Annotated in this window: 21 protein-coding genes and 1 pseudogene; 13 read left to right on the forward strand and 9 right to left on the reverse strand. The window is 68.9% G+C overall.

Annotation, left to right across the window (positions count from 1 at the left end):
• Nucleotides 1-10: 10 nt before the first annotated feature.
• Nucleotides 11-1,783, reverse strand: coding sequence for a tannase/feruloyl esterase family alpha/beta hydrolase (locus tag AB0H88_RS41520; protein WP_357654091.1), 1,773 nt, complete (start codon nucleotides 1,781-1,783; stop codon nucleotides 11-13).
• 175 nt (nucleotides 1,784-1,958) lie between these two features.
• Here AB0H88_RS41520 and AB0H88_RS41525 point away from each other — a divergent pair, with 175 nt between their 5' ends.
• Complete coding sequence (locus AB0H88_RS41525; RefSeq protein ID WP_357654092.1) at nucleotides 1,959-2,531, forward strand: helix-turn-helix domain-containing protein; 573 nt, start codon at nucleotides 1,959-1,961, stop codon at nucleotides 2,529-2,531.
• Nucleotides 2,532-2,540: 9 nt separating this feature from the next.
• On the opposite strand, the gene AB0H88_RS41530 is transcribed toward AB0H88_RS41525, so the two are convergent.
• Nucleotides 2,541-3,407, reverse strand: a complete 867-nt coding sequence (locus tag AB0H88_RS41530; protein WP_357654093.1) for an NmrA/HSCARG family protein — start codon at nucleotides 3,405-3,407, stop codon at nucleotides 2,541-2,543.
• Between the two features lie 784 nt (nucleotides 3,408-4,191).
• Nucleotides 4,192-4,725: a MarR family transcriptional regulator gene (locus tag AB0H88_RS41535; RefSeq protein ID WP_357654095.1), complete on the reverse strand. Its 534-nt coding sequence runs from the start codon at nucleotides 4,723-4,725 to the stop codon at nucleotides 4,192-4,194.
• Between the two features lie 160 nt (nucleotides 4,726-4,885).
• On the opposite strand from AB0H88_RS41535, the gene AB0H88_RS41540 reads away from it, so the two are divergent.
• The 4 genes from AB0H88_RS41540 to AB0H88_RS41555 all read left to right on the forward strand — a co-directional run bounded on the left by AB0H88_RS41540 (nucleotide 4,886) and on the right by AB0H88_RS41555 (nucleotide 7,730).
• Nucleotides 4,886-5,773, forward strand: a complete 888-nt coding sequence (locus AB0H88_RS41540; RefSeq protein ID WP_357654097.1) for an NADP-dependent oxidoreductase — start codon at nucleotides 4,886-4,888, stop codon at nucleotides 5,771-5,773.
• A gap of 342 nt (nucleotides 5,774-6,115) precedes the next feature.
• Nucleotides 6,116-6,382 carry a hypothetical protein gene (locus tag AB0H88_RS41545; RefSeq protein ID WP_357654098.1) on the forward strand — a complete coding sequence of 89 codons (267 nt, stop codon included), beginning with the start codon at nucleotides 6,116-6,118 and terminating at the stop codon, nucleotides 6,380-6,382.
• 239 nt (nucleotides 6,383-6,621) lie between these two features.
• The gene (locus AB0H88_RS41550) at nucleotides 6,622-6,744 is read left to right on the forward strand and encodes a hypothetical protein (protein WP_357654099.1); all 123 of its coding nucleotides are present in this window, start codon (nucleotides 6,622-6,624) and stop codon (nucleotides 6,742-6,744) included.
• 173 nt (nucleotides 6,745-6,917) lie between these two features.
• On the forward strand, nucleotides 6,918-7,730 hold the full coding sequence (locus AB0H88_RS41555; protein WP_357654101.1) for a hypothetical protein: 813 nt from the start codon (nucleotides 6,918-6,920) through the stop codon (nucleotides 7,728-7,730).
• Between the two features lie 114 nt (nucleotides 7,731-7,844).
• Here the strand turns inward: AB0H88_RS41555 and AB0H88_RS41560 are convergent, their stop codons facing one another.
• The gene (locus AB0H88_RS41560) at nucleotides 7,845-8,453 is read right to left on the reverse strand and encodes an XRE family transcriptional regulator (protein ID WP_357654102.1); all 609 of its coding nucleotides are present in this window, start codon (nucleotides 8,451-8,453) and stop codon (nucleotides 7,845-7,847) included.
• Nucleotides 8,454-8,565: 112 nt separating this feature from the next.
• Here AB0H88_RS41560 and AB0H88_RS41565 point away from each other — a divergent pair, with 112 nt between their 5' ends.
• Nucleotides 8,566-9,384: an MBL fold metallo-hydrolase gene (locus AB0H88_RS41565; RefSeq protein WP_357654104.1), complete on the forward strand. Its 819-nt coding sequence runs from the start codon at nucleotides 8,566-8,568 to the stop codon at nucleotides 9,382-9,384.
• Nucleotides 9,385-9,503: 119 nt separating this feature from the next.
• A complete protein-coding gene (locus AB0H88_RS41570) occupies nucleotides 9,504-9,710 on the forward strand; it encodes a DUF4158 domain-containing protein (protein ID WP_357654106.1) in 207 nt (68 codons plus the stop codon).
• A 389-nt stretch (nucleotides 9,711-10,099) separates the two neighbouring features.
• Here the strand turns inward: AB0H88_RS41570 and AB0H88_RS41575 are convergent, their stop codons facing one another.
• Nucleotides 10,100-10,825 carry a WYL domain-containing protein gene (locus AB0H88_RS41575; RefSeq protein ID WP_357654107.1) on the reverse strand — a complete coding sequence of 242 codons (726 nt, stop codon included), beginning with the start codon at nucleotides 10,823-10,825 and terminating at the stop codon, nucleotides 10,100-10,102.
• Nucleotides 10,826-10,887: 62 nt separating this feature from the next.
• Between AB0H88_RS41575 and AB0H88_RS41580 the strand changes: the two genes are divergently transcribed.
• A complete protein-coding gene (locus tag AB0H88_RS41580; protein ID WP_357654109.1) occupies nucleotides 10,888-11,784 on the forward strand; it encodes an NAD(P)H-binding protein in 897 nt (298 codons plus the stop codon).
• 99 nt (nucleotides 11,785-11,883) lie between these two features.
• A complete protein-coding gene (locus AB0H88_RS41585) occupies nucleotides 11,884-12,669 on the forward strand; it encodes a maleylpyruvate isomerase N-terminal domain-containing protein (RefSeq protein WP_357654190.1) in 786 nt (261 codons plus the stop codon).
• Nucleotides 12,670-12,770: 101 nt separating this feature from the next.
• Here AB0H88_RS41585 and AB0H88_RS41590 read toward each other — a convergent pair.
• Nucleotides 12,771-12,984, reverse strand: a pseudogene (locus AB0H88_RS41590) (hypothetical protein); the annotation flags it as partial.
• A gap of 100 nt (nucleotides 12,985-13,084) precedes the next feature.
• Nucleotides 13,085-13,387, reverse strand: coding sequence for a hypothetical protein (locus AB0H88_RS41595; RefSeq protein ID WP_357654110.1), 303 nt, complete (start codon nucleotides 13,385-13,387; stop codon nucleotides 13,085-13,087).
• Nucleotides 13,388-13,597: 210 nt separating this feature from the next.
• Between AB0H88_RS41595 and AB0H88_RS41600 the strand changes: the two genes are divergently transcribed.
• Nucleotides 13,598-14,245 (forward strand): hypothetical protein, encoded by a 648-nt coding sequence (locus tag AB0H88_RS41600; protein ID WP_357654112.1) that lies wholly within the window; start codon nucleotides 13,598-13,600, stop codon nucleotides 14,243-14,245.
• Here AB0H88_RS41600 and AB0H88_RS41605 read toward each other — a convergent pair.
• Nucleotides 14,161-14,967, reverse strand: a complete 807-nt coding sequence (locus tag AB0H88_RS41605) for a hypothetical protein (RefSeq protein WP_357654113.1) — start codon at nucleotides 14,965-14,967, stop codon at nucleotides 14,161-14,163. The genes AB0H88_RS41600 and AB0H88_RS41605 overlap by 85 nt on opposite strands.
• Before the next feature lie 491 nt (nucleotides 14,968-15,458).
• Nucleotides 15,459-16,415, reverse strand: a complete 957-nt coding sequence (locus tag AB0H88_RS41610; protein WP_357654115.1) for a cyclase family protein — start codon at nucleotides 16,413-16,415, stop codon at nucleotides 15,459-15,461.
• Nucleotides 16,416-16,891: 476 nt separating this feature from the next.
• Between AB0H88_RS41610 and AB0H88_RS41615 the strand changes: the two genes are divergently transcribed.
• The 3 genes from AB0H88_RS41615 (at nucleotide 16,892) to AB0H88_RS41625 (ending at nucleotide 18,535) form a co-directional block, all read left to right on the forward strand.
• Nucleotides 16,892-17,152, forward strand: coding sequence for a hypothetical protein (locus AB0H88_RS41615; protein WP_357654117.1), 261 nt, complete (start codon nucleotides 16,892-16,894; stop codon nucleotides 17,150-17,152).
• Between the two features lie 19 nt (nucleotides 17,153-17,171).
• Entirely contained in the window at nucleotides 17,172-17,357 is a 186-nt protein-coding gene (locus AB0H88_RS41620) for a hypothetical protein (RefSeq protein WP_357654119.1), read from the forward strand.
• A gap of 83 nt (nucleotides 17,358-17,440) precedes the next feature.
• Complete coding sequence (locus AB0H88_RS41625; RefSeq protein WP_357654121.1) at nucleotides 17,441-18,535, forward strand: FAD-dependent oxidoreductase; 1,095 nt, start codon at nucleotides 17,441-17,443, stop codon at nucleotides 18,533-18,535.

Genomic DNA, 18,535 nt, shown 5'->3' on the forward strand with positions numbered 1-18,535 from the left:
GCCGCCCAAGCTAGCTCGGCCGTTGCGCCAGGGTGCAGGACCAGCGGCCGTCGTGCCAGCCGCAGGTCTGCTCGTAGCCGGAGCGGAACGACCCGAGCCAGGGGATGTCGTCCTCGTAGCGCGTAGGCGGCGGTGTCGGTGCGAAGTTCGCCGCGTCGTCAATGCTGCCGCTCCCGTTGTAGCGTGCGACGGTCGGATAGGGGTAGACCGGCCGGGTCCGTACGACGGTGTCGTCCTGGCGCTTCGTGGCGATGAGCCGGTCGGGTGCGACGCCGTTCTCGACCCAGGCGAGGGTGGGGGTGAGCGCGTCGATCGCGTCCGGTCCCTGACCGTCACCGCAGTGGGCGACGCCCGGCAGCATGAACAGGCGGGCGAACCGCTGCGTGGCGTCCGTCCCGCCCATGCGCTCGGTGAGGGCGTGGTAGTAGGCGATCGTCCCGTACGGCGAGATTGCCTGGTCTGCCCAGCCGTGCCAGAGGAGGAGCTTCCCGCCCGCGGCGCGGAAGGCCGTCAGGTCGGGGTCGCTCGCGTCGTAGACGCCGGCCCGCCGGTAGATATCGCGGAACGTCGCCGAGTCGTAGCGCAGGTCCTGCAGTGTCGCGGACGGACGGGCGGACGGGTAGGCGAGGTACTTCAGAGCGTTCGTCGCGTTGCCCTCGGCCACAGCGGGGGCGCCGGTGGCGGTCGGGGTGACCCAGCGGGCCCAGTTCGCTTCCGAGCCCACGGGCTCGCCCCCCGGGTACATCCGCCGGCCCCGCTCGTCGCGTGGCCCGTCGTACAGCTTGCGTACGGCACCGATCTGCGCGTCGGTGAGGCAGCCCGCGCTGTCGGTTCCCGTCGCGCAGCGCAGGCTCTGCGGATCGAACGCGCAGGCACGCGGGTCGTCGATCTGGCCGTCGGCCAGGCCGTCCCGTGCGTCGCACTCGCGCATGACGGCGGCGTGCAGCGCGGGAAGCTTGGCAGCGGTCATGATGGGCCGGCCCCACGCGTCGGTGTTGGCCGTGGCGTGCCAGCCCGCGGACCACACGATGAGCGACGTGAGCAACGACGCCGGGGCGCCGGCGACGATGCCGTCGAAGTCACGCGGGTAGCGCTGCGCCTCGGTCATCCCCTCGTGGCCGCCCTGCGAGCAGCCGTCGAAGTAGGAGTAGCGCGGGCCTTGTCCGTAGTAGAGCGCGATGAGCCGCTTGGCGACGAGCGCGATGACGTGGTCGGACCGATAGCCGAAGTCGACCCGGAGCTGTGGATCGGCACCGAACGTGCCGTCGAAGCCGGAGACGCCGACGTGTCCCCCGTTGTCGGTGGCTATGACGAAGTCGCCGCGGGTCAGCGGCACGCACCCGTCCGTCGCGTCGGCGTAGATGTCGACGCTCCCGCAGAACGCCCCGCACCCGGTCTGCAGATACCGCTGCCGCCACGTCTTGGTGGGGAGGAGCACGTCGAACTGGATCTGCGGCGCCGCGGTTCCCTTGACTTCGCAGGCCGCCCAGCCGTCCGGCGAGGTCGTCGCGGTCGCGGACCCGATGATCGCCGGAGCGCCGGGCGTCCCCGACAGGTCCTGCCCGGCGAGGGCCGCGCAGTCGATCCTCGGCAGCACCACGGGAGGGCCGGAGGACGAACCGCGCGCCTCAGAGGGCACCCCGGCCACGGCCGTACTGGACGCGGCCTGGCCACCGCCGGCCATCACGAGGACGGCGAGCACAACCGGTAGAGCCCGGACTCCAGCGGTACGGCCCGGCATCCGGCCCTGTAGACGAGCGAGCAGTTCTTGCGTCATCGCCATACTTGATCCTGACGGAAGGCGGGGATCGGCGGCAAAGGCTTTTGGGCCCGCGCAAGTCACGATGGAAGCTGCCGCGCAGCAGGCGGAGCACGCACGGTGTCGGCCATCTGGCGGCTCCTTGATCGTCGGATCCGCCGTGTATGAGACACTCCCCCTCACGTAGGATGTGTTGTTCATGACCTCCACGCGAACGCGCAAGCTCCGGAAGGATGCGGCGGAGAACACTGAGCGGCTGATTGCCGCAGCTGTGCGTGCGGGGCTGGCCGAGGGTAAGTTCGTTCCGCTGGAGCAGATCGCTGCTGAGGCGGGAGTCGGGATCGGGACGCTCTACCGTCGCTACCCGAACCGGGAGGCGCTGCTTGAGGCGATGGCGGTCCGCGCTTATCGTCTGATCCTGGCTGAGGCCGAGGACGCGCTGACGTCCGGCGATACCGGTCATGACTCGATCAGCCGGTTCCTCCATCAAACCTTCGCTCATCGAGACGAACTGGTGCTTCCGCTCCACGGAGCGCCCATGACCGAGGGCACCGAGTCCGCGGAGCTGCGCGCGCGCATGCAGCAAACCATGGGTGCCATCCTCGAGCGCGGCCATCAGGACGGTTCGGTCCGCACGGATGTGAATGCGGGGACCGTGGTGCGTTTCGGGGCGATGCTCGCGCAGCCGATGTCGAACGTGCCCGGCTGGGCCGAGGCGGCCGCCGAGTTGCGCGCGGTGTTCCTGCGCGGCATCACACCCGATCGCGGTTAGTTCGACGCGTCAGTTCCGGCGCGCGGGACCCTGGTCGGATACCCATGCCGCGAAGTCGCGCACGTCGGGGACGAGGTGGCGCGTGACGTCGAAGTCGGCCTGGTAGGCGGGGACGGTGGTGAACCACTGGAACATCGCTCGCATGTCCTCGTCATCACGGAGCACATCGATCGGCAGCCCTTCGTACCGCGTCGGTCGGCCGAGCTCGGATGCGATCCGGTCGGCCACCTGAGCCATGGTGAGCTCATCACCGGCGAGTTCGACCGCATCACCATCGATCGCGTCAGGGGCGATCAGGAGACGCGCGGCGGCGGCGCCGATGTCGCGAACGGCGATCATCTGGAGCGGAACGTCACCTGCAACCGGCAGGCGAAGCACCAGCTCCCCCCTCCCACCGTCGGCGAGCTGCGGCGCCAGGTTTTCCATGAAGAACGTCGGGCGGACGAACTTCGTCGGTACGACCTCGCTAAGCCGCTGTTCGACCCGGTGCTTGCTCTCGAAGTGCGGGATCCCTGTCGCTCGCTCTGCCCCGCCGACCGATGAGTACACGACGTGCGGCACGCCCGCGCGTGCTGCGGCATCCGCGACGCTCACACCGCGGCGCGTCTCGCCCTCCGTGCCGTCTGCTCCCTCGAACGTCGTCATGAAGAACAGTGCTGTGGCCCCGGTGAGCGCTCGCTGGAGCGATTCGCTGTTCTCCTGGTCGGCGGCGACGACCTCCACGCCGCGGGTTCGGAGAGCGCGTGCGCCCGCGGCTTCGGCGTCGCGAACCAGGGCGCGAACCGCTTGCTTCTGCGCGAGCAGGGCATCCACCACGCTGCCGCCCTGCTGTCCGGTCGCACCGATCACGGCGATGGGCTGCTGAAGAGGAGTCATGAGTCATCCAATCTGAGTAGGTGGCCGTTTAACCGGAGGAAAACCTCCGCTATTCCCGTACGATGAGCGCATGCTCGTTGACGCGGACTCAGACGGTTACGCCGCCGCCACCCGACCCCACAACTCCTCCATGAAGCAGCGACCTGCGCGGGTCGCAGTCATCTCCCGTCCGGAGGACATCGCAACCGCGCTCGATGAGGTGGCTGCGCTTGCGTTCGGCACGCCACTGGAGATCGTGCCGCAGGCGACCGGCCACGGAGGCGGAGCAGCATGGTCGAGCACCATCGGAACCGTTGGTAGCAGCGTTCGATCCACCTCGATCCACCTACGGCAACCCCGGCCATCGGTGACGCGCGGTGGCTCGACGCATCGACCCCTGTCATCGCCGAAGCGCTCCTCTCGACAGCCGCGGCAGACGACGCGCCGATCGTGATGATGGAGATCCGCCACGTGGCGGGCGCACCGGTCAGGCGCACCGGGGCCGTTGTGGCCCCGCCGGGCGACTTCATCTACCATGCGGTCGCGCAGCTCAGCCTGTTCCCCCGTGAACGGATCGAAGCAGGGTTCGCTTGGGCGCGATCTGTCTGGTCGATCGCCGACGCCGGCTCGACGCCGGGCTGTGGGTCGAGGGCGCGGCTAGCGTGCCGGATGCGCTGCCAGCCGACGTCCGGAAGCGGTCCGCGGCGATCGCCGACGCCGTGGATCCGGACGCCCGAATCCGCCGCTCGCGCCTGCTCGGATGATCCCGTGGCGCTCGTTGACCCGGCGATGGGGCCGGGCTCGATCAGGTTCCGTCGCCAGCGGGGCTCTGGCGCGCGGCGCTCTTCCGGCGCGGCTTCGCCGACCGAGGCGGGATGGAGCGCATGTGATCGCGGACGACGGTGAGGACACGAGCGAGGCTGTCGATGTCCTCGCGCGCGAGGGGTTCGAGGAAGAGTTGCCGTAGGACGTCGATGTGACCGGGAAACACGCTGGCGAGCACGTCCCGTCCCGCCTCGGTGATGGTCACCGTCACACCCCGGTCGTCCTCCGCGGACGGGCCGCGGGCGATGAGTCCGGCCTTCTCCAGCAGGCCCACCTGGTAGGTCAGGCCGCTGCGGCTGTACACAACCCCGTCTGCCAGCTCGGTCATGCGCTGGCTGCCGTCCGCTGTGTCCCCGAGTCTGGCCAAGAGCTGGAACTGGACGTAGCTGAGGTCGCCGGCGTCGCGCAGCTGCTGCTCCACCGTGTGACGCAGGAGGCTGCTCACCTCGATCAGCGCGAAGTACGCGCCGAGTTGGGCGGGATCGAGCGGCGGAGGGGACGCGTCTTCGGTCATGCCGCAATCGTAGTTGCTTCGAGTTCGAAGCAGTGCTAGCTTCATTCCATCGAAGTGCTTCGAATTCGAAGCATGCTGACTCTCTCGAAGAAGGAAGTTCGTCATGAAGGCAGTTCGATTCCACGAGTACGGCGATGCTGATGTCCTGCGTTATGAGGACGTGGCGCTGCCTGTCCCCAGCGCTGGTGAGGTTCGCATCCGGGTCGCGGCGACGTCGTTCAACCCGGTCGACGCCGGTATCCGCAGCGGTGGTCTCCAGGGCCCGTTCCCGGTGACGCTCCCGCACACGCCTGGCATCGACGTCGCCGGAACGGTCGACGCGCTCGGCGACGGCGTCGATGCGGTGGCGGTCGGTGATGAGATCGTTGGATTTCTCCCGATGATCGGCGACGGCGCGGCTGCTGAGTACGTCATCGCGCCCGCCGAGGTCCTGGCGTCCGCGCCTTCGAGCGTGCCGCTCGCTGACGCGGCGGCCCTGCCACTGGTGGGCCTGACCGCATGGCAGGCACTGTTCGAACTCGGCGAGCTCACCGCCGGGCAGCGCGTGCTCATCACCGGCGCCGGAGGCGCTGTTGGTGCCTACGCGGTGCAGCTGGCAAAGAACGCCGGCGCGCACGTCATCGCCACGGCGAGCCCGCGCAGCGCGGACCGGGTCCGGGCCGCCGGCGCCGACGAGGTCCTCGATCACACCGAGACCGACGTGGTGGATGCGGTGACCCAGCCGGTCGACCTCTTGCTCAACCTCGCACCGATCGAGCCCTCGCAGCTCGCCGACCAGGCCGCTCTCGTGCGGTCCGGCGGGGCCGTGGTCAACACCACGGTGTGGATGCAGGCGCCGAGCGACGAAGCGCGCCATGTGCGCGGGCTCAACGTCTTCGTCCGGAGCGACGCCAAGCAACTCGCCGGCCTCGTGGCGGCGGTCGACCGAGGCGAACTTCACATCGACATCAGCCGCCGTATCCAGCTCAAGGAACTCCCGGCCTTCCATGCGGAAGTCGCTGCCGGTTCCGTGTCCGGCAAGGTCGTCGTCCTCGCGCCGACCGCCTGACCCTCTCCTCCCTCACTGGACTTGAACCGAACATGTCCCTCATCCTGGATCCCGAAGTCGCCGAAGCCCTGGCCCTGATGGCGAAACATGACCCCGCCGGTCGTCGGCGACGTCGGCGGACGACGCGCCATGTGGGAACCGATCCTTGACGTCCCGCGTCGGCGCCGGTAGCGCGATGCTTGCAGGAGGCATGTCAACTCGGACGTGGCTGAACGCTTCCAGCGCCCGCGACGGGCAGGCCGAGTCCCCGCCTCTTGCTCACCGATGTCCCAGCAGTCCCTGATTTCCTCGCCAGGGCACATGGGTGCTGGTCGTGTGACGCGCCGATTGAGCGCTATGCCAGTGCCCACAGCAAAGCTCGAAGACCTCATCGAAGCGGCCGTGGGCCACCACGCCTCCCAGCGCTGGCCCCGGGTCGCCGAGGTCACCATCCGCTGGCACGGCTCCTACGGCTACCTGATCGGCCACCCCAACGACGATCCCGATGATGATGAGCAGATCCCGCTGGCCGGAACGAATATCCCGGCTTCACCGACGAGTGGCGATGCGCGATCTACCAGGCCGGCACCGAGGACTACCGCGACGCCGTTCTGCCCAGCGGCTCCATGACCGGCACTCCCATCGAAGCGCTCGACCGCGCCTGCACCCTCTACCTTCCCGACCTCGAAGACCACTCGCCTTGACGACCTGAACCCATCAGAGATCTTTGCGGCGCAGTGCAAGTAGCCGCCGGAAAGGTCGGAGCAGGGCGTACGGTCGTCGTCGCGGGGTCGGTGGGCTGGGAAGCTACGGCGTGCGGTACGCGCGACTGCTCGGCGGCGGCGCGACCGTGGTGGCGTTCGCGCGCAGTGACGACAAGCTCGCTCCTGGCCAGGGCGAACGGCGCCGACCATACCGTCAACACCCACGGCAAGACGACCGATCAGGTGCGGGCCGAGCTTGCGGAACTGACCGGTCGTGAAGAGGGGTGAGGTTGCCTCTGCAGGCGATGGCGAAGTTCGGCTGCTCTGCCGTCAGCAGAATCGACCGCGAGTTATCGACCGGAGCTGTCGTATCGGGGCCGCGTCGTTCGTAGCTAGGGTGAACGGTCGCCCACGAGGGCGCTGTCACGACCAGCTGTCACGACCAAGGGAGATGCCGACCGATGCAGCAGCACCCACAGGCCAAGGTCCACCGCATGTTCGAGCTCGTCGAGCCGATCGCCACCGTCACCTTCTCCGAGGTGGTGAACGAGGCGTTCCTGGCCCTCGGCATGCGCAACTACTGGGACGGATACTTCGCGGGCCGGGCCGCACCGCTGGGACTGGCACCGGCCGCGGTGGTGCACGCGGTCTTCTACAACTTCGCCGACGGCGAGGTGGCACGCCACATCCCCTGGGTGTGGGGAAAGATCACCCCGCAGGAGGCGATCACCGTGCGCGAGCGGGGCAGCACCGCCGCCCTGCGGCAGATGATCGGAGAGCTCGCCGACTCGCCCGGCCTGGTGCGGGCCGCCGACCTCGCCACCCGAGCAGCGATCAGCGCGCCGACCGAGGGCCGACCACTGTACGCCGGGCTGCGGGCGCTCGACGTGCCTGAGGAGCCGGTGGCCAGGTTGTGGCACGCGGCGACGCTGCTGCGGGAGCACCGGGGGGACGGCCACAATGCCGCCCTTCTCGCCCACGGCATCGGCGGCACCGAGGCCCACGTCCTTATGGCTGTTTCCCTCGGAATGATGGCGGAGGATTTCGGCCGGATCCATCACCTGCCCAAGGCGCAGCTGGCCGCCGTGGTCGACGGGCTGCGCGGCCGCGGCCTCGTGGACGCCGCCGGCGGGTTCACCGACGCCGGCCGAGAGACCAAGGAGCGGATCGAGGCGCTCACCGACGAGCTGGCCGCGCCGGCGTACGACGTGCTCAGTGCGGACGAGCTCGACGAGCTGGTCGCGGGGCTCGAGCCGATCGCCGCCGCGGCATAGGTCGTCGACGGCGCCCTCGTAGGCGATGGCCGCGATCCGCTCGGCACTCGTGTACTGGGTGAGTGCCGGAAGAGATCTGTGTGGACTTCGTCCAGGCCCGCAAGCTGCGGCCGATCAGGTTCTGCGCGAGATGACCATGATGTATTCGCAAGGAGCGTTCGTTCGGTTGGCGAAGCCGTGGTCCGCGTCGGCCTGGAAGAACAGGGAGTCGCCTGTGTTCAGGGTCTCGCTGATCCCGCCGATCGCGACGGTGAGGGTGCCTTCGAGCACCACGAGTTGTTTCTCCGTACCCGGCGGATACGCGGGCAGCAACCCGGTAGAGACCTGCGCGGGGAGGTAGTGGACGACCATCTCGGCTCCTCCCGCGCCCGGGGCCGCTGACACCATGTGCCGCTCGAAGCTGGTTTCCGGGTCACGGAAAACGGGGCGATCGTTCTTACGCATGACAATGGCCACACCAGATGCGGCGGCAGCTGGCGCACCGATCAGGTCCGAGAGCGACGCGTCGAGCGCGTGGGCGATCCTGGACGCGACGCCGATCGTCGGGCTCTTCTCACCGCGTTCGACCTTGGACAGCATCGCCCGGCTGACCGACGACTGGGTGGACAACTGCTCCAGTGTCAGGCCCGCCTCCTCGCGGCGTCGCCGCACGTTACCGCCGAACGCGCCGGCCAGGTCGTCACCGTGCTGTGGCTCGGCCGCGTTTCCGTCCTGCTCGACCACCGTGCTCCTCGATCGTTGGGTACCTCGCTGCCCACAGTGTAGGGTTTCTCCTAAAGAAGATTTAGTCTTCTATTGGAGACACGCGATGTGCGCCCAACACGACGGAGGTTCCATGCGTTTGATCTCGAGTGGCCAGCACCATGCCACGTTCGAATTCGGCGATCTGCAGGTGATCTCGTTACGAGACGGGTACATCGACATGCCGCCGACACGGCTCCGCGACGAGGATGGACGCACGCTCGATGAGCTGCCGGCCGCCGTCCCGCTGGCCGACGACAACTTGCGGCTGTCGGTCAACGCCTTCTTCGTCACCGACGGCACGCGGTCGGTTCTCATCGACACCGGCGCGTCCAACGCCTGGCACGACCCCACCATGGGATTGATCTACGACGCGCTTGACGAAGCGGGAATCGACCGCGCGCATGTCACCGATGTGGCCATCACCCACAAGCACGAAGACCACGTGAGCGGCCTGATCGCGCCGGACGGTTCAGAGGCGTTCACCAAACTCGAGCGCGTGTGGATCGGCGCGGGCGACACCTCGGTGTTCACGGGGCGGCTCGAGCCGATCCGCGACCGGGTCGTACCCGTGTCGGAGAAGGTCGCGATCAACGACTGGATCACCGCGATCCCGACGCCGGGCCACACACCCGGTCACACCGTCTACGACGTCAGGAGTGGCACCGGGCACCTTCTCGCCTGGGGCGACACCGTTCACGTTCCCACGCTCCAATTCGATCAGCCGAACGTGTCCTGGGAGCTCGACGGCAACCAGTCCCAGGCCCGCGCCGCGCGAGCGGCCCTCCTCGAACAACTGACCCAACCACACCACTTCGTGGCCGGCGCCCACCTCGACTCACCCGGCATCGCCCGCGTAACCCCCTCCGGCGACGGTTATGCGCTGGAATACCTCGCACCGCCAATCGGCTGATCGAGCTCTACACCAGCCGCATGCGCGACGGCCTCCAGCCCATCCCGGTCGAGGAATACCGCGGCATCGGCCGGCCGTGGATCCACGGGCCCGCCCGGCGACCTGATCAAACGTGACGGTTGGCGGAAACCTCCGAGCCGAGACAGAGGTACTTCTTCCTCGATGACCCCGACCGTCAGGCAATCGAGGCCAAGCGCAGAGATCACAATCGGCTTGGCGTGGCCGTCCAGATCGGTGTAGCCCGATGCCTGCGGCGCTTTCTTCCCGACCCTCGCCAGGTCCCTGCGGAGGTCGTGGACTACCTCGCTCAGCCGTTGGGTCGGTGACGCGCGGACTGCCGTAGGCGCCGCGGTGGTGGTGCACACCTGCGCAAAGGAAGAACGCCGCGCGGCCCGTACCGGAATCCCGGCGGACCGGGAACTGGTCGGTCGCGCCCCACCACCCCGCGGCCGGGCCGTGTGCTGGACATCGGGCCCGCCCGGAACACCGGTCGGCCCCGCCCGGCTGCGATACCCGGTTGCTGACCGCTGATGCGACGGACTGGCCATGACGCTGGTACGAGCGCCGCGGCTTCTGCGTCATCGGTTACTCTCACAGAGTCGAAGCCCTCGACGGCCCCTGAAACACGCAGGCCAGTTCGTCGGCTCACCCGTCGTCGTCCGCGTCGGCGGCCTGGCGCTCATTACCGCAGCCGCCGCCGCGACCGCCTGCGCTCTCAGCCCTCGGATCGACGGCCGAAGTCCGTGGCGAGCCAGGTCGCGAGGTCCTCGGCTGGCCGGCCGCGGTCACCGGACCCCGGCTCCCCCTCCTCCGGCTCCCGCACGCGGTCCAGGCGGAACACCCGCCAGTCGCCGGCGTCGAGGTCGTGGGCGAGAACATACCAGCGTCCTCGGGCGTAGAGGCACCGCACCGCCTCCACCCGCCGGCGGCTGACGGCCCCGTGCCGGTCGCGGTAGCCGAACCGCAGCACGAGGTCCTGATCGGCCGCGCGGAGCAGCACCGCCAAGGTCGAGGGTTCCACGCCCCCGAGCTCGCCGCCGACGTTCTCGCTGCCCGCGGCGGCGGCGTCCAGGACGGTGCGCAGCCGCCGCGGGAGCACCTGCGACAGCTTGGCCAGCGCCCGGTGCGCGGCGTCCCCGGCCAGGATCCCCTCGACCATGCGCAGGGCCGCCACCAGAGCCACGACCTCGTCGTCCTGGAAGACCAGCGGGGGCATCCGGTGCCCCGGACGCAGCGCGTAGTGGCCACCCGGCCCGGGCCGGCTCTCGACGGTGTAGCCGAGTCTCTGCAGGCGGGCCACGTCGCGACGCAGGGTGCGGGTGCTGACCTCGAGACGCCCGGCCAGATCGGAAGCCGACCAGCTCGGCCGGGCGGCCAGCAACTCCAGCAGCAGGAGGGTCCGTCCGGCGGGATCGCCGTCGGCAGGGGCGAAGTCGGTCATGGCTCCAGTGTCGCCACAATCGCGGACAGGATCCGGCCACATCCACCCGTACGGTGGACGTCATGGAGATCGCTATCACAGCACCGTCCGGCAACGTCGGCCGCTTCCTGGTCGGTCACCTGGTCCGCGCCGGTGTCCGTCCGCGGCTGCTGAGCCGCCACCCCGAGCAGCCCCGCTCGGCCTGGGGCGACCTCGTCGACGCCCGCGAGGTCGACCTGCGGGACGCCGCGGCCGTCACCGAGGCGACCCGCGGCGTCGACGCGCTGTTCCTGGTCGTGCCGCCCGGCGAGGCCGACGACCCCGTCGCGGCGTACGCCGAGGTCGGCGAGATCGTCGCCGCCGCGGTCGCCGAGAACCGCATCTCCCGCACCGTCCTGCAGAGCAGCGTCGGAGCGGAGCTCCGCGAGGGCGCCGGTGAGATCGACGGGCTGGCCCGTGTCGAGGAGGCCCTGAATCGGATCGTCGCCAAGCACGCCGGCCTCGCTGTCACCCACCTGCGCTGCGGCTACTTCTTCAGCAACCTGTTGTTCGAGCTCGACAGCATCCGCGCGGGCACCGTGGCCGTGCTCCTGCCCACCGGCAAGCCGTTCTCCTGGGTCGCTCCAGCTGACATCGCCGCAGTGGCCGCGTCCCTGCTCCTGCGCGCCGACTGGTCGGGACGCCGGGTGCAGGCCGTGCACGGACCACAGGACCTGTCCTGGGACGACGTCCTGGCGGTGGTCGGCGACATCCTGGGCCGCGCGGTCACCGCCCACCGCGTCGCCGACGACGACATGCGCGCCACGATGGCCGGCGCCGGCATGTCCCCGGCGCAGGTCGAGGCCATCATGGGCATGTCGACCGGACTACGCGAGGGATTCGTCCCCGAGCAGCCGAGGACCCCTGTGACCACGACCGACACGACGCTCGGAGCATGGGCTTGGGCCGAACTCCGTCCCACCCTCGACGCGACCGGGTGACACGTGCCCGCCTTCCGGTGGTGCGGGCCCGCCCGCGATGGCGGCCGTGAAAATCGCTGTCCGATTGTCGGAACGTAGTGATAGAGATTCAGGGTGACAATGCCGCTCGAGTTCCCCGTTCTGCTGCGACTGATCGACGAACGGTCGACTGCCTTCCGCGCCGCGGTCGCCTCCGCGCCCAGCCTCGACGTACAGGTGCCGACCTGCCCCGAGTGGACGCTGTTCGATCTTGCGCAGCACATCGGCGAGGGGCGCCGCGACTGGGCCGCCACCGTCGCCGCAGGGCCTGCTCCGGCCAAGTCCGCAGCGGAGGGCGCCCCGGCTGCGCCTCGGGAGCGCGAGGCCCTGCTGGCCTGGTTGGCGGAGTCCATGGAGCAACTGCTGGACGCACTGCGGAAGGCCGGCCCGGATCGCGGTTGCTGGACGTGGTGGGAGACGTCGCAGTCGCCGCAGACCTCCGGTGCCGTAGCTCGGCACCAACTCCAGCAGATCGCGGTGCACACCTACGACGCCCAGATCACCGTAGGTGCCCCGCAGCCGCTGCCGGCCGAGGTGGCACTCGACGGTGTCGACGAGTTCCTGTCCACCTGCGTCGCAACGACAAGTGCCTGGCCGCACAAGCCCGCTACCGTCGACTTCCACGCCTCCGAGGGCCGCTCCTGGCGCCTCTCGCTCTCCGCCGACGGCGCACGGACCGCCCGCCTCCCCGGGCCCGGCACCATACCGGCCACCGCTGCCGACCAGGACGCCGCCAACGCCTCCGCCTGGGGCACGGCCGACGAGCTGGTCCTCATCCTGCACGACCGTATCCCGATCAACTCCCTGAAGCTCGACGGCGACCGACGTCTCTTCGACCAGCTCAGCGCCTGGGACCCGGATGAGTAGGACGTGACGATTCGCCCCCTCGTACGCCCCGACGCATGCCTCTCATCAACGACCTTCAAAAGCATCTTCTCGACCCGCTTGCGCAGCCAGGCCAGCACGTCCTCGCACACGGCCTCCCAGGCCGCCCCGTCCAGGAGCCGGGCGCGCGGGTCGGACCACCGGTGCGACGGGGCGGCGAACACGTTGCGGTTGTTCAGAGCCCGGTGCAACTGCTCCAGCACGCACACCACGTACGCGTCCCGGTCCACCCGGCGGCAGATCGGTGTTCGTGTACACCGCCTTGCGCCAGGCGGCCGGCACCAGCTTGTCGTCGATCGCGCGCGGCGCATCACCGCGGTGAGCATCGCGGTCCCTTGGGCTCCTCCGCCCGCTCCAGACTCGCCGCCTTCGACCCCAGCCCGTACCGCCCCAGCCCCTACCGCGCCAGCGCGGCCAGCCGGTTCGGCGGGACCTGCGCCAGCCGCACCCGGCCCAGCTGGAACGCACCGATCTCATCGACCCGCTCCAGTGACCGCGCGAACGCCGTGCCCGTCGTCCGCGTCGGCGGCCGGCGCAGCCGCTCCAGCTCCGAAAACCGAAATGGTGCCGCTGGCTCGAACTGGTAGCCAACTCTTCGGCTTATCGCGCCTCTGGCGAGCCACAAGGTGCGATGCGTTGTGCGGGCTGGCCGCCTTCCGATGGCCCCCACCTTCGCGTCGCCGTCGATGGGCGCGGACATGGACGATGAGAGAACTCCAGCGCGGCCTCGAACCAATGGTCGTGTAGTGGCATCCAACAAGATCACAGCGTCAGAAGGGACTCATGTGATCATCTGGTTGGGCGGCACTTCGGGGCAGGCAAACCATGTCACCGTGGATGGGCTTTTCGCCAGTCGAACGGGGCCGCGCATGACGCAGGGTGCCCTCGCAGCCGTGAGCGTGTCCCAGGCATGGTGATCCGCAAACGCGCCCCACGTTCCACGCAGCGAATCGACGTGACCCGCCTTCCTGAAGACGTCGTGGCGCTCATCGACGCCCTCGAACCTGGTGAGAACCTGGTCCTCACGCGTGACGGCGCGTCGATCGCGACGATCTCCAGCACCATTGACGTGGTCCAAGGCGCCATCGTCGCTCGCGACGCGCCAGATGAGGCCAGCGATCAAGCCCCGATCGACTACGAGAGCGTGACCGTCGTGGCCACCGCGATGGAGCTGTCGACCGCGGCTCGGGTTGCGCTATCCACCCAGCTCGGGGCGGACTACGTAGTGCTCGATATGCATGCGGCTCCCGCGACGACCGATGTGCTGCTGGTACCTCCAGGCAGCCCGCAGCTGATCGCAGCGCTCCGATCGATGTTCCCGAAAGCCCGCGTCATCGTCACCGAAATCGAGGACCACGAACTCGGAGTTCAGTACCACGGCCCGGTCCGACGCCTGCTCGACGCCGGCGCCGATGCGTATCTACCTCCGGCGACCCTCCCACTCCTGGCCAGGCAGCTTGACTACACACTGAATCAAGGGCGCGAGATCGCTGGCGGGGCCGCGACACCACTGCAGATCACACCGACCGTGAAGCCGGCAGATCCAGACGACGAATGAGGTTCTGGCCGATCCGGGATGTCTTCGACCCGATCACGCACGCGGCGCCGCTCTCCTATATTGCGCACGGAGTGCTCTACTACTCGATCGACCTCGAGCCCGAGCAGTTCGTGTGGGCGTCCCCAGCACGGTAGCTCCGCAAAGAGGCACCGTCTCCAGGGCGTCCTCAGCACGTGGGTTCGTCGGGGTGGTGGGGACGCCGACGGCGTTCCAGGCGTCGCGTAGTCCGGCAGGTCCAGCCGCGTCGGCTCGTTCAGGTACCACTCGGTCACCGTCCCGAAGATGTCGCCGGTCGGCTCGTTGAGCCCGCCTTTCTCACGAGTGCCCTGCGAGCCGCAGGGTGTGAAGTCGAAGATGGCGTGGCCGAGTTCGTGCATGACGATGTCGGTCGACGTCGCCTGCCGCGTACGGCTGCTGTTGCCGTAAACCACTATGAACGTGTCGTAGAACGCATTCGCGTCGTCGTATCCGACGCGCACCGGGAAGCTGCGGCCGTAGCCGTCGAACCCGCTGGACCTGCCCAGCCACTGCGCCAGCATGCCCCAGCCGGCCTGCGCCGCGTGCATGGCGTCCACGCAGGCGGTGACCAGGTCGGTGCCGGTTCCGTTGCCCCAGTCGTCGTCGGGGGTCGGGGTAGGTGCGGCCGTCCATGTCGCCGCAGCGCATTCCCGGCCGTACGGGATCGGACACTCCGTACAGCGTGGACGATCGGGTCGTGTCAAACGAGATTCGGCCGTGGTAATTGCTGTTCCCCGTGCCGTCGCATACGTCGTCCCAGGAGTCGATCACCTTGCCGGTGTGGAGCGGCGTTGCAGCGGGGATCACCATGACACGAGGCGCTTAGTTGTCACTGTCGTCCAGCAGACACGCGGAGCCACCGATGTCAGCCGTCAGTGAGCGAGCGATCCGGGCGTATCGACGATCGAATGAGCCCTGTGGTCTTCAGCCCGCTATCGCCATCGGTCGTTCCGTTGTTCCAGTCTCGAGGCCGCATCAGGGTAGGAGGGCATCCCCGCGGGAGAATCCACATCGGGCACGGAACAGGCCTGGCAAGGGAGGGTTTCCGCTGCGGTGCGCAGGATGCGAGACGGCGGCCGGATCCTGTTCATCTCCTCGACGGCCCCTCGCCTCAGCCCCCGGGCGAGGCCCTCTATGTCGCCGGCAACGCCCGGGCCGGGTCCTTCATGGCATCGCACCCCCTCGTGAAGCGCGGTCAGAATGTGGCGATCGGGTTGACCGGGCCGCCGGACGTACCGGCGAAGCGGACCGGCGCGAGTGCGAGGTGGAAGTCCCACTGGCCGAGCTCGGCGGCCGTCGTCGCGCACGCCTCCAGGTCGCAGTTGTCGAGCAGCCACAGACCCATCGCGACGAGGCTCACGGCATGAACCGGCATCAACACGCCTTCGTACCCCGACGGCTGAACGTCCTGGGGGGTGTCAGCGCCGATCAGCGCGACCTCCCGTTCACGCAGCCACGGCAGGCAGGACGCGTGCCAGCCGGCCTGCGTGAAACCGCCGGCCTCACCGGCCTCGTGCCGGACGCGGCCATAGCCGGTCCGCAGGAGTACCGCATCGCCGGATCGCACCCGCACACCCTGGCGACGCTCGGCCTCCTCGAGATCGTCAGGAAACACACCCTGCCCCGGTTCCAACCACGGCACATCCCGCACGCTCGCAATGTCGAGCAGGACACCACGCGTGATGATCCCGTTCGCCGCCGCCGTGACGGCCGCCCACGCCGATCCCGTTGCGGCGTCGACCAACGAGTGCGACCGCCCGTTGTACATCATGCCGTCCCAGAAGATGTGGCACGGCGAGTCGACGTGGGTGATGGTGTTGCCGTGGAAGGTGATACCGAGCCGCTCGTTCGAATAGCCCCAGTGCCGGTCGTCGCGGAATCCGGGCAGCGGCATGTTCTCGGCACCTGGCATGTCGGCGGCACACGGGCACGTCGTCGTCGACCGCTCCATCTCCTGCGGCACGGCAACCTCCCACGCGCACGACACGCTCCTGCCATGGCGCACGGCCCGCGCCGCCGCCAGCCTGACGTCGTCGGTGATGTGGTTCAGAGTGCCGAGCTCATCGTCCTCGCCCCACCGTCCCCAGTTCGACAACGTGTCGAAGTACCCGAGCACGTCGTCCTGCGTGGGCATCGATCGCCCTGCCGTCATCGCAGTATCCACTCCTCCGGTCACGCGGTTCGAGGCACCGCAGGCAGGCTATCCTGCCTTCTCCTTTGTCGTCTCCCGCTGGACCGATTGCGCAAAAGCCCCACCGACGTCAGCGGAGCCGGTTGGGTCAAGGCCCTGGATCGGCATGTGGAACTCATGCGCACCCTCGAAGACCTTTCAGCGAGAGCGCTCACACCGTGGCGGCCGTCGAGCGGCTGCGGACCGCCGTCCTGGTTCCACCGCCCTGACCTGCACGGAGCTGCGCGAGGCCGCCGCCGTCGATGCTGAGCCGGGGCAGTAGAGCCTGGTGGGCGACGAGAGCGGCAGCCCGGCCGTGGCCGGGCCTGCATACACGGTGCCGCCGGATCCACGCCGCCCTTCGCACCGCGTTCGCCGCCGCACACCGCCGGGCATGACGGCCTCCTCACCCTAAGTTAAGCCGCTAGTTCGTCCTGCGAATTTGTTATTCTGGCTCGATGAGCAAGCCCATTGACGGCCCCATCGGAGCGGTGGCCGCATTGGTGCGGTCCACCTACATGGTGAACGTCGTGTATGCCGATTCCGTCCGCGACTACGGCATCACCCAGCAGCAGGGCCAGTTGTTGTGCGTGCTGATGGCGCAGCCATACGGCATGAGCGAGCTGGGCGCGGTGCTCAGCCTGGCCAAGTCGAGCCTGACCGGGCTGGTTGATCGCACCGAGCGCAACGCCCTGGTCCAGCGCAGACCCCGACCTTGAGGACTCCCGCGCGGTAAGAGTGGCGCTCACCAGGCAGGGCGCCAAGCTCGTCGACGAGCTCTACACCGAGACCTGCCGCCGCGTCGAGGAACTGACCTCGGGGTTCGCCCCAGCGGAGCGCGACACGCTCGCCGCCCTGCTCGGCCGCGTCGTGACGGACAACAAGGCTCCCACCGTCTTCGTGGAACCGGATTCCCTTCGCTGAACCCTGAGAAGGAGTTGCAGTTCGTGCCGCGAACTAATATTGTTCGTGACGCGAACTCAACCCCTTTTTTCAGTGGAGCGTGAATGATGAGTCGTACAGTCGTGATCGTCGGCGGAGGTTACGGTGGTTCTGTGGTCGCCAAGGCGCTGGACGCGGAGGCCGATGTAGTCCTCATCGACCCCCGTGACGCGTTCATCAACTCGGCCGGCTCGCTGCGGGCGCTGACCCAGCCCGACTGGGCGCACAACATGTTCTTCCCCTACGACCAGTGGCTCAGGCGCGGCACGGTGGTGCGCGACCGCGCGGTCTCGGTGGACCCCGGCGGCGTCACCCTGGCCTCCGGCCGGCGCGTCGAGGCCGACTTCCTGGTCCTGGCCACCGGCTCCAGCTATGCCTACCCCGCCAAGCCCGCCTCCGACTCCACCCCTGACGTGCTGGACGACCTGCTGCGCACCCACAAGGAGCTGGCAGGCTCCGAGCGGGTGCTGATCCTAGGTGCCGGACCGGTCGGCCTGGAACTGGCCGGGGAGATCAAAGAGGTATGGCCGCACAAGCACGTGACGATCGTCGATCCGGCCGAAGACCTGCTGCCCGCTTTCCCCGCCGAGATGCGCGACGAACTGCGCCGTCAGCTCGACGAGCTGGGCATCGACCTGCGGCTGGGCGCCGGCTTGAGCGCCCCGCCGACGACCGGGGCCGGGCAGGCGGGAACGTTCACCGTCACCACGACCGCCAGCGAGGAGATCACCGCCGACCTCTGGTTCCGCGCGCACGGCGTACGGATCAACAGCGACTATCTCGCCGACGGACGGCTCACCACCCGCAACCCGCAGGGCCAGGTCCCGGTCACCGAGACCCTCAACGTCCGCGGCTACGAGCACGTCTACGCCATCGGCGACCTCACCGATGTCGCCGAGGCCAAGATGGCCGGGTACGCGATGCAGCACGGCGAGGTGGTGGCCCAGAACATCCTCGCCCAGTCGCGCGGCGAGCAGCCCGCGACCACGTATCGGCCACTGCCCCACCCCATGATCCTGCTCCCGCTCGGCCCGCGCGGCGGCGTCGGCCAGCTTCCCACACCCGACGGGCCGGCCGTCGTCCCGGCCGAGACGGTCTCGGCGTACAAGGGGGCCGACCTGTTCACCGGCCGCTTCACCGAGCAGTTCAGAGCCGTCTGA

Origin of the sequence: Nonomuraea sp. NPDC050680 (assembly GCF_040654555.1) — a bacterium.
Taxonomy (GTDB): domain Bacteria; phylum Actinomycetota; class Actinomycetes; order Streptosporangiales; family Streptosporangiaceae; genus Nonomuraea.

Coding starts and splice junctions, on each gene's coding strand:
- AB0H88_RS41575 (WP_357654107.1), bottom strand. CDS start 10,825: ATGACCGACTTCGCCCCTGCCGACGGCGATCCCGCCGGACGGACCCTC.
- AB0H88_RS41535 (WP_357654095.1), bottom strand. CDS start 4,725: ATGACCGAAGACGCGTCCCCTCCGCCGCTCGATCCCGCCCAACTCGGC.
- AB0H88_RS41565 (WP_357654104.1), top strand. CDS start 8,566: ATGCGTTTGATCTCGAGTGGCCAGCACCATGCCACGTTCGAATTCGGC.
- AB0H88_RS41625 (WP_357654121.1), top strand. CDS start 17,441: ATGATGAGTCGTACAGTCGTGATCGTCGGCGGAGGTTACGGTGGTTCT.
- AB0H88_RS41555 (WP_357654101.1), top strand. CDS start 6,918: ATGCAGCAGCACCCACAGGCCAAGGTCCACCGCATGTTCGAGCTCGTC.
- AB0H88_RS41530 (WP_357654093.1), bottom strand. CDS start 3,407: ATGACTCCTCTTCAGCAGCCCATCGCCGTGATCGGTGCGACCGGACAG.
- AB0H88_RS41610 (WP_357654115.1), bottom strand. CDS start 16,415: ATGACGGCAGGGCGATCGATGCCCACGCAGGACGACGTGCTCGGGTAC.
- AB0H88_RS41595 (WP_357654110.1), bottom strand. CDS start 13,387: ATGTCCGCGCCCATCGACGGCGACGCGAAGGTGGGGGCCATCGGAAGG.
- AB0H88_RS41580 (WP_357654109.1), top strand. CDS start 10,888: ATGGAGATCGCTATCACAGCACCGTCCGGCAACGTCGGCCGCTTCCTG.
- AB0H88_RS41525 (WP_357654092.1), top strand. CDS start 1,959: ATGACCTCCACGCGAACGCGCAAGCTCCGGAAGGATGCGGCGGAGAAC.
- AB0H88_RS41585 (WP_357654190.1), top strand. CDS start 11,884: ATGCCGCTCGAGTTCCCCGTTCTGCTGCGACTGATCGACGAACGGTCG.
- AB0H88_RS41520 (WP_357654091.1), bottom strand. CDS start 1,783: ATGGCGATGACGCAAGAACTGCTCGCTCGTCTACAGGGCCGGATGCCG.
- AB0H88_RS41615 (WP_357654117.1), top strand. CDS start 16,892: ATGAGCAAGCCCATTGACGGCCCCATCGGAGCGGTGGCCGCATTGGTG.
- AB0H88_RS41600 (WP_357654112.1), top strand. CDS start 13,598: ATGGTGATCCGCAAACGCGCCCCACGTTCCACGCAGCGAATCGACGTG.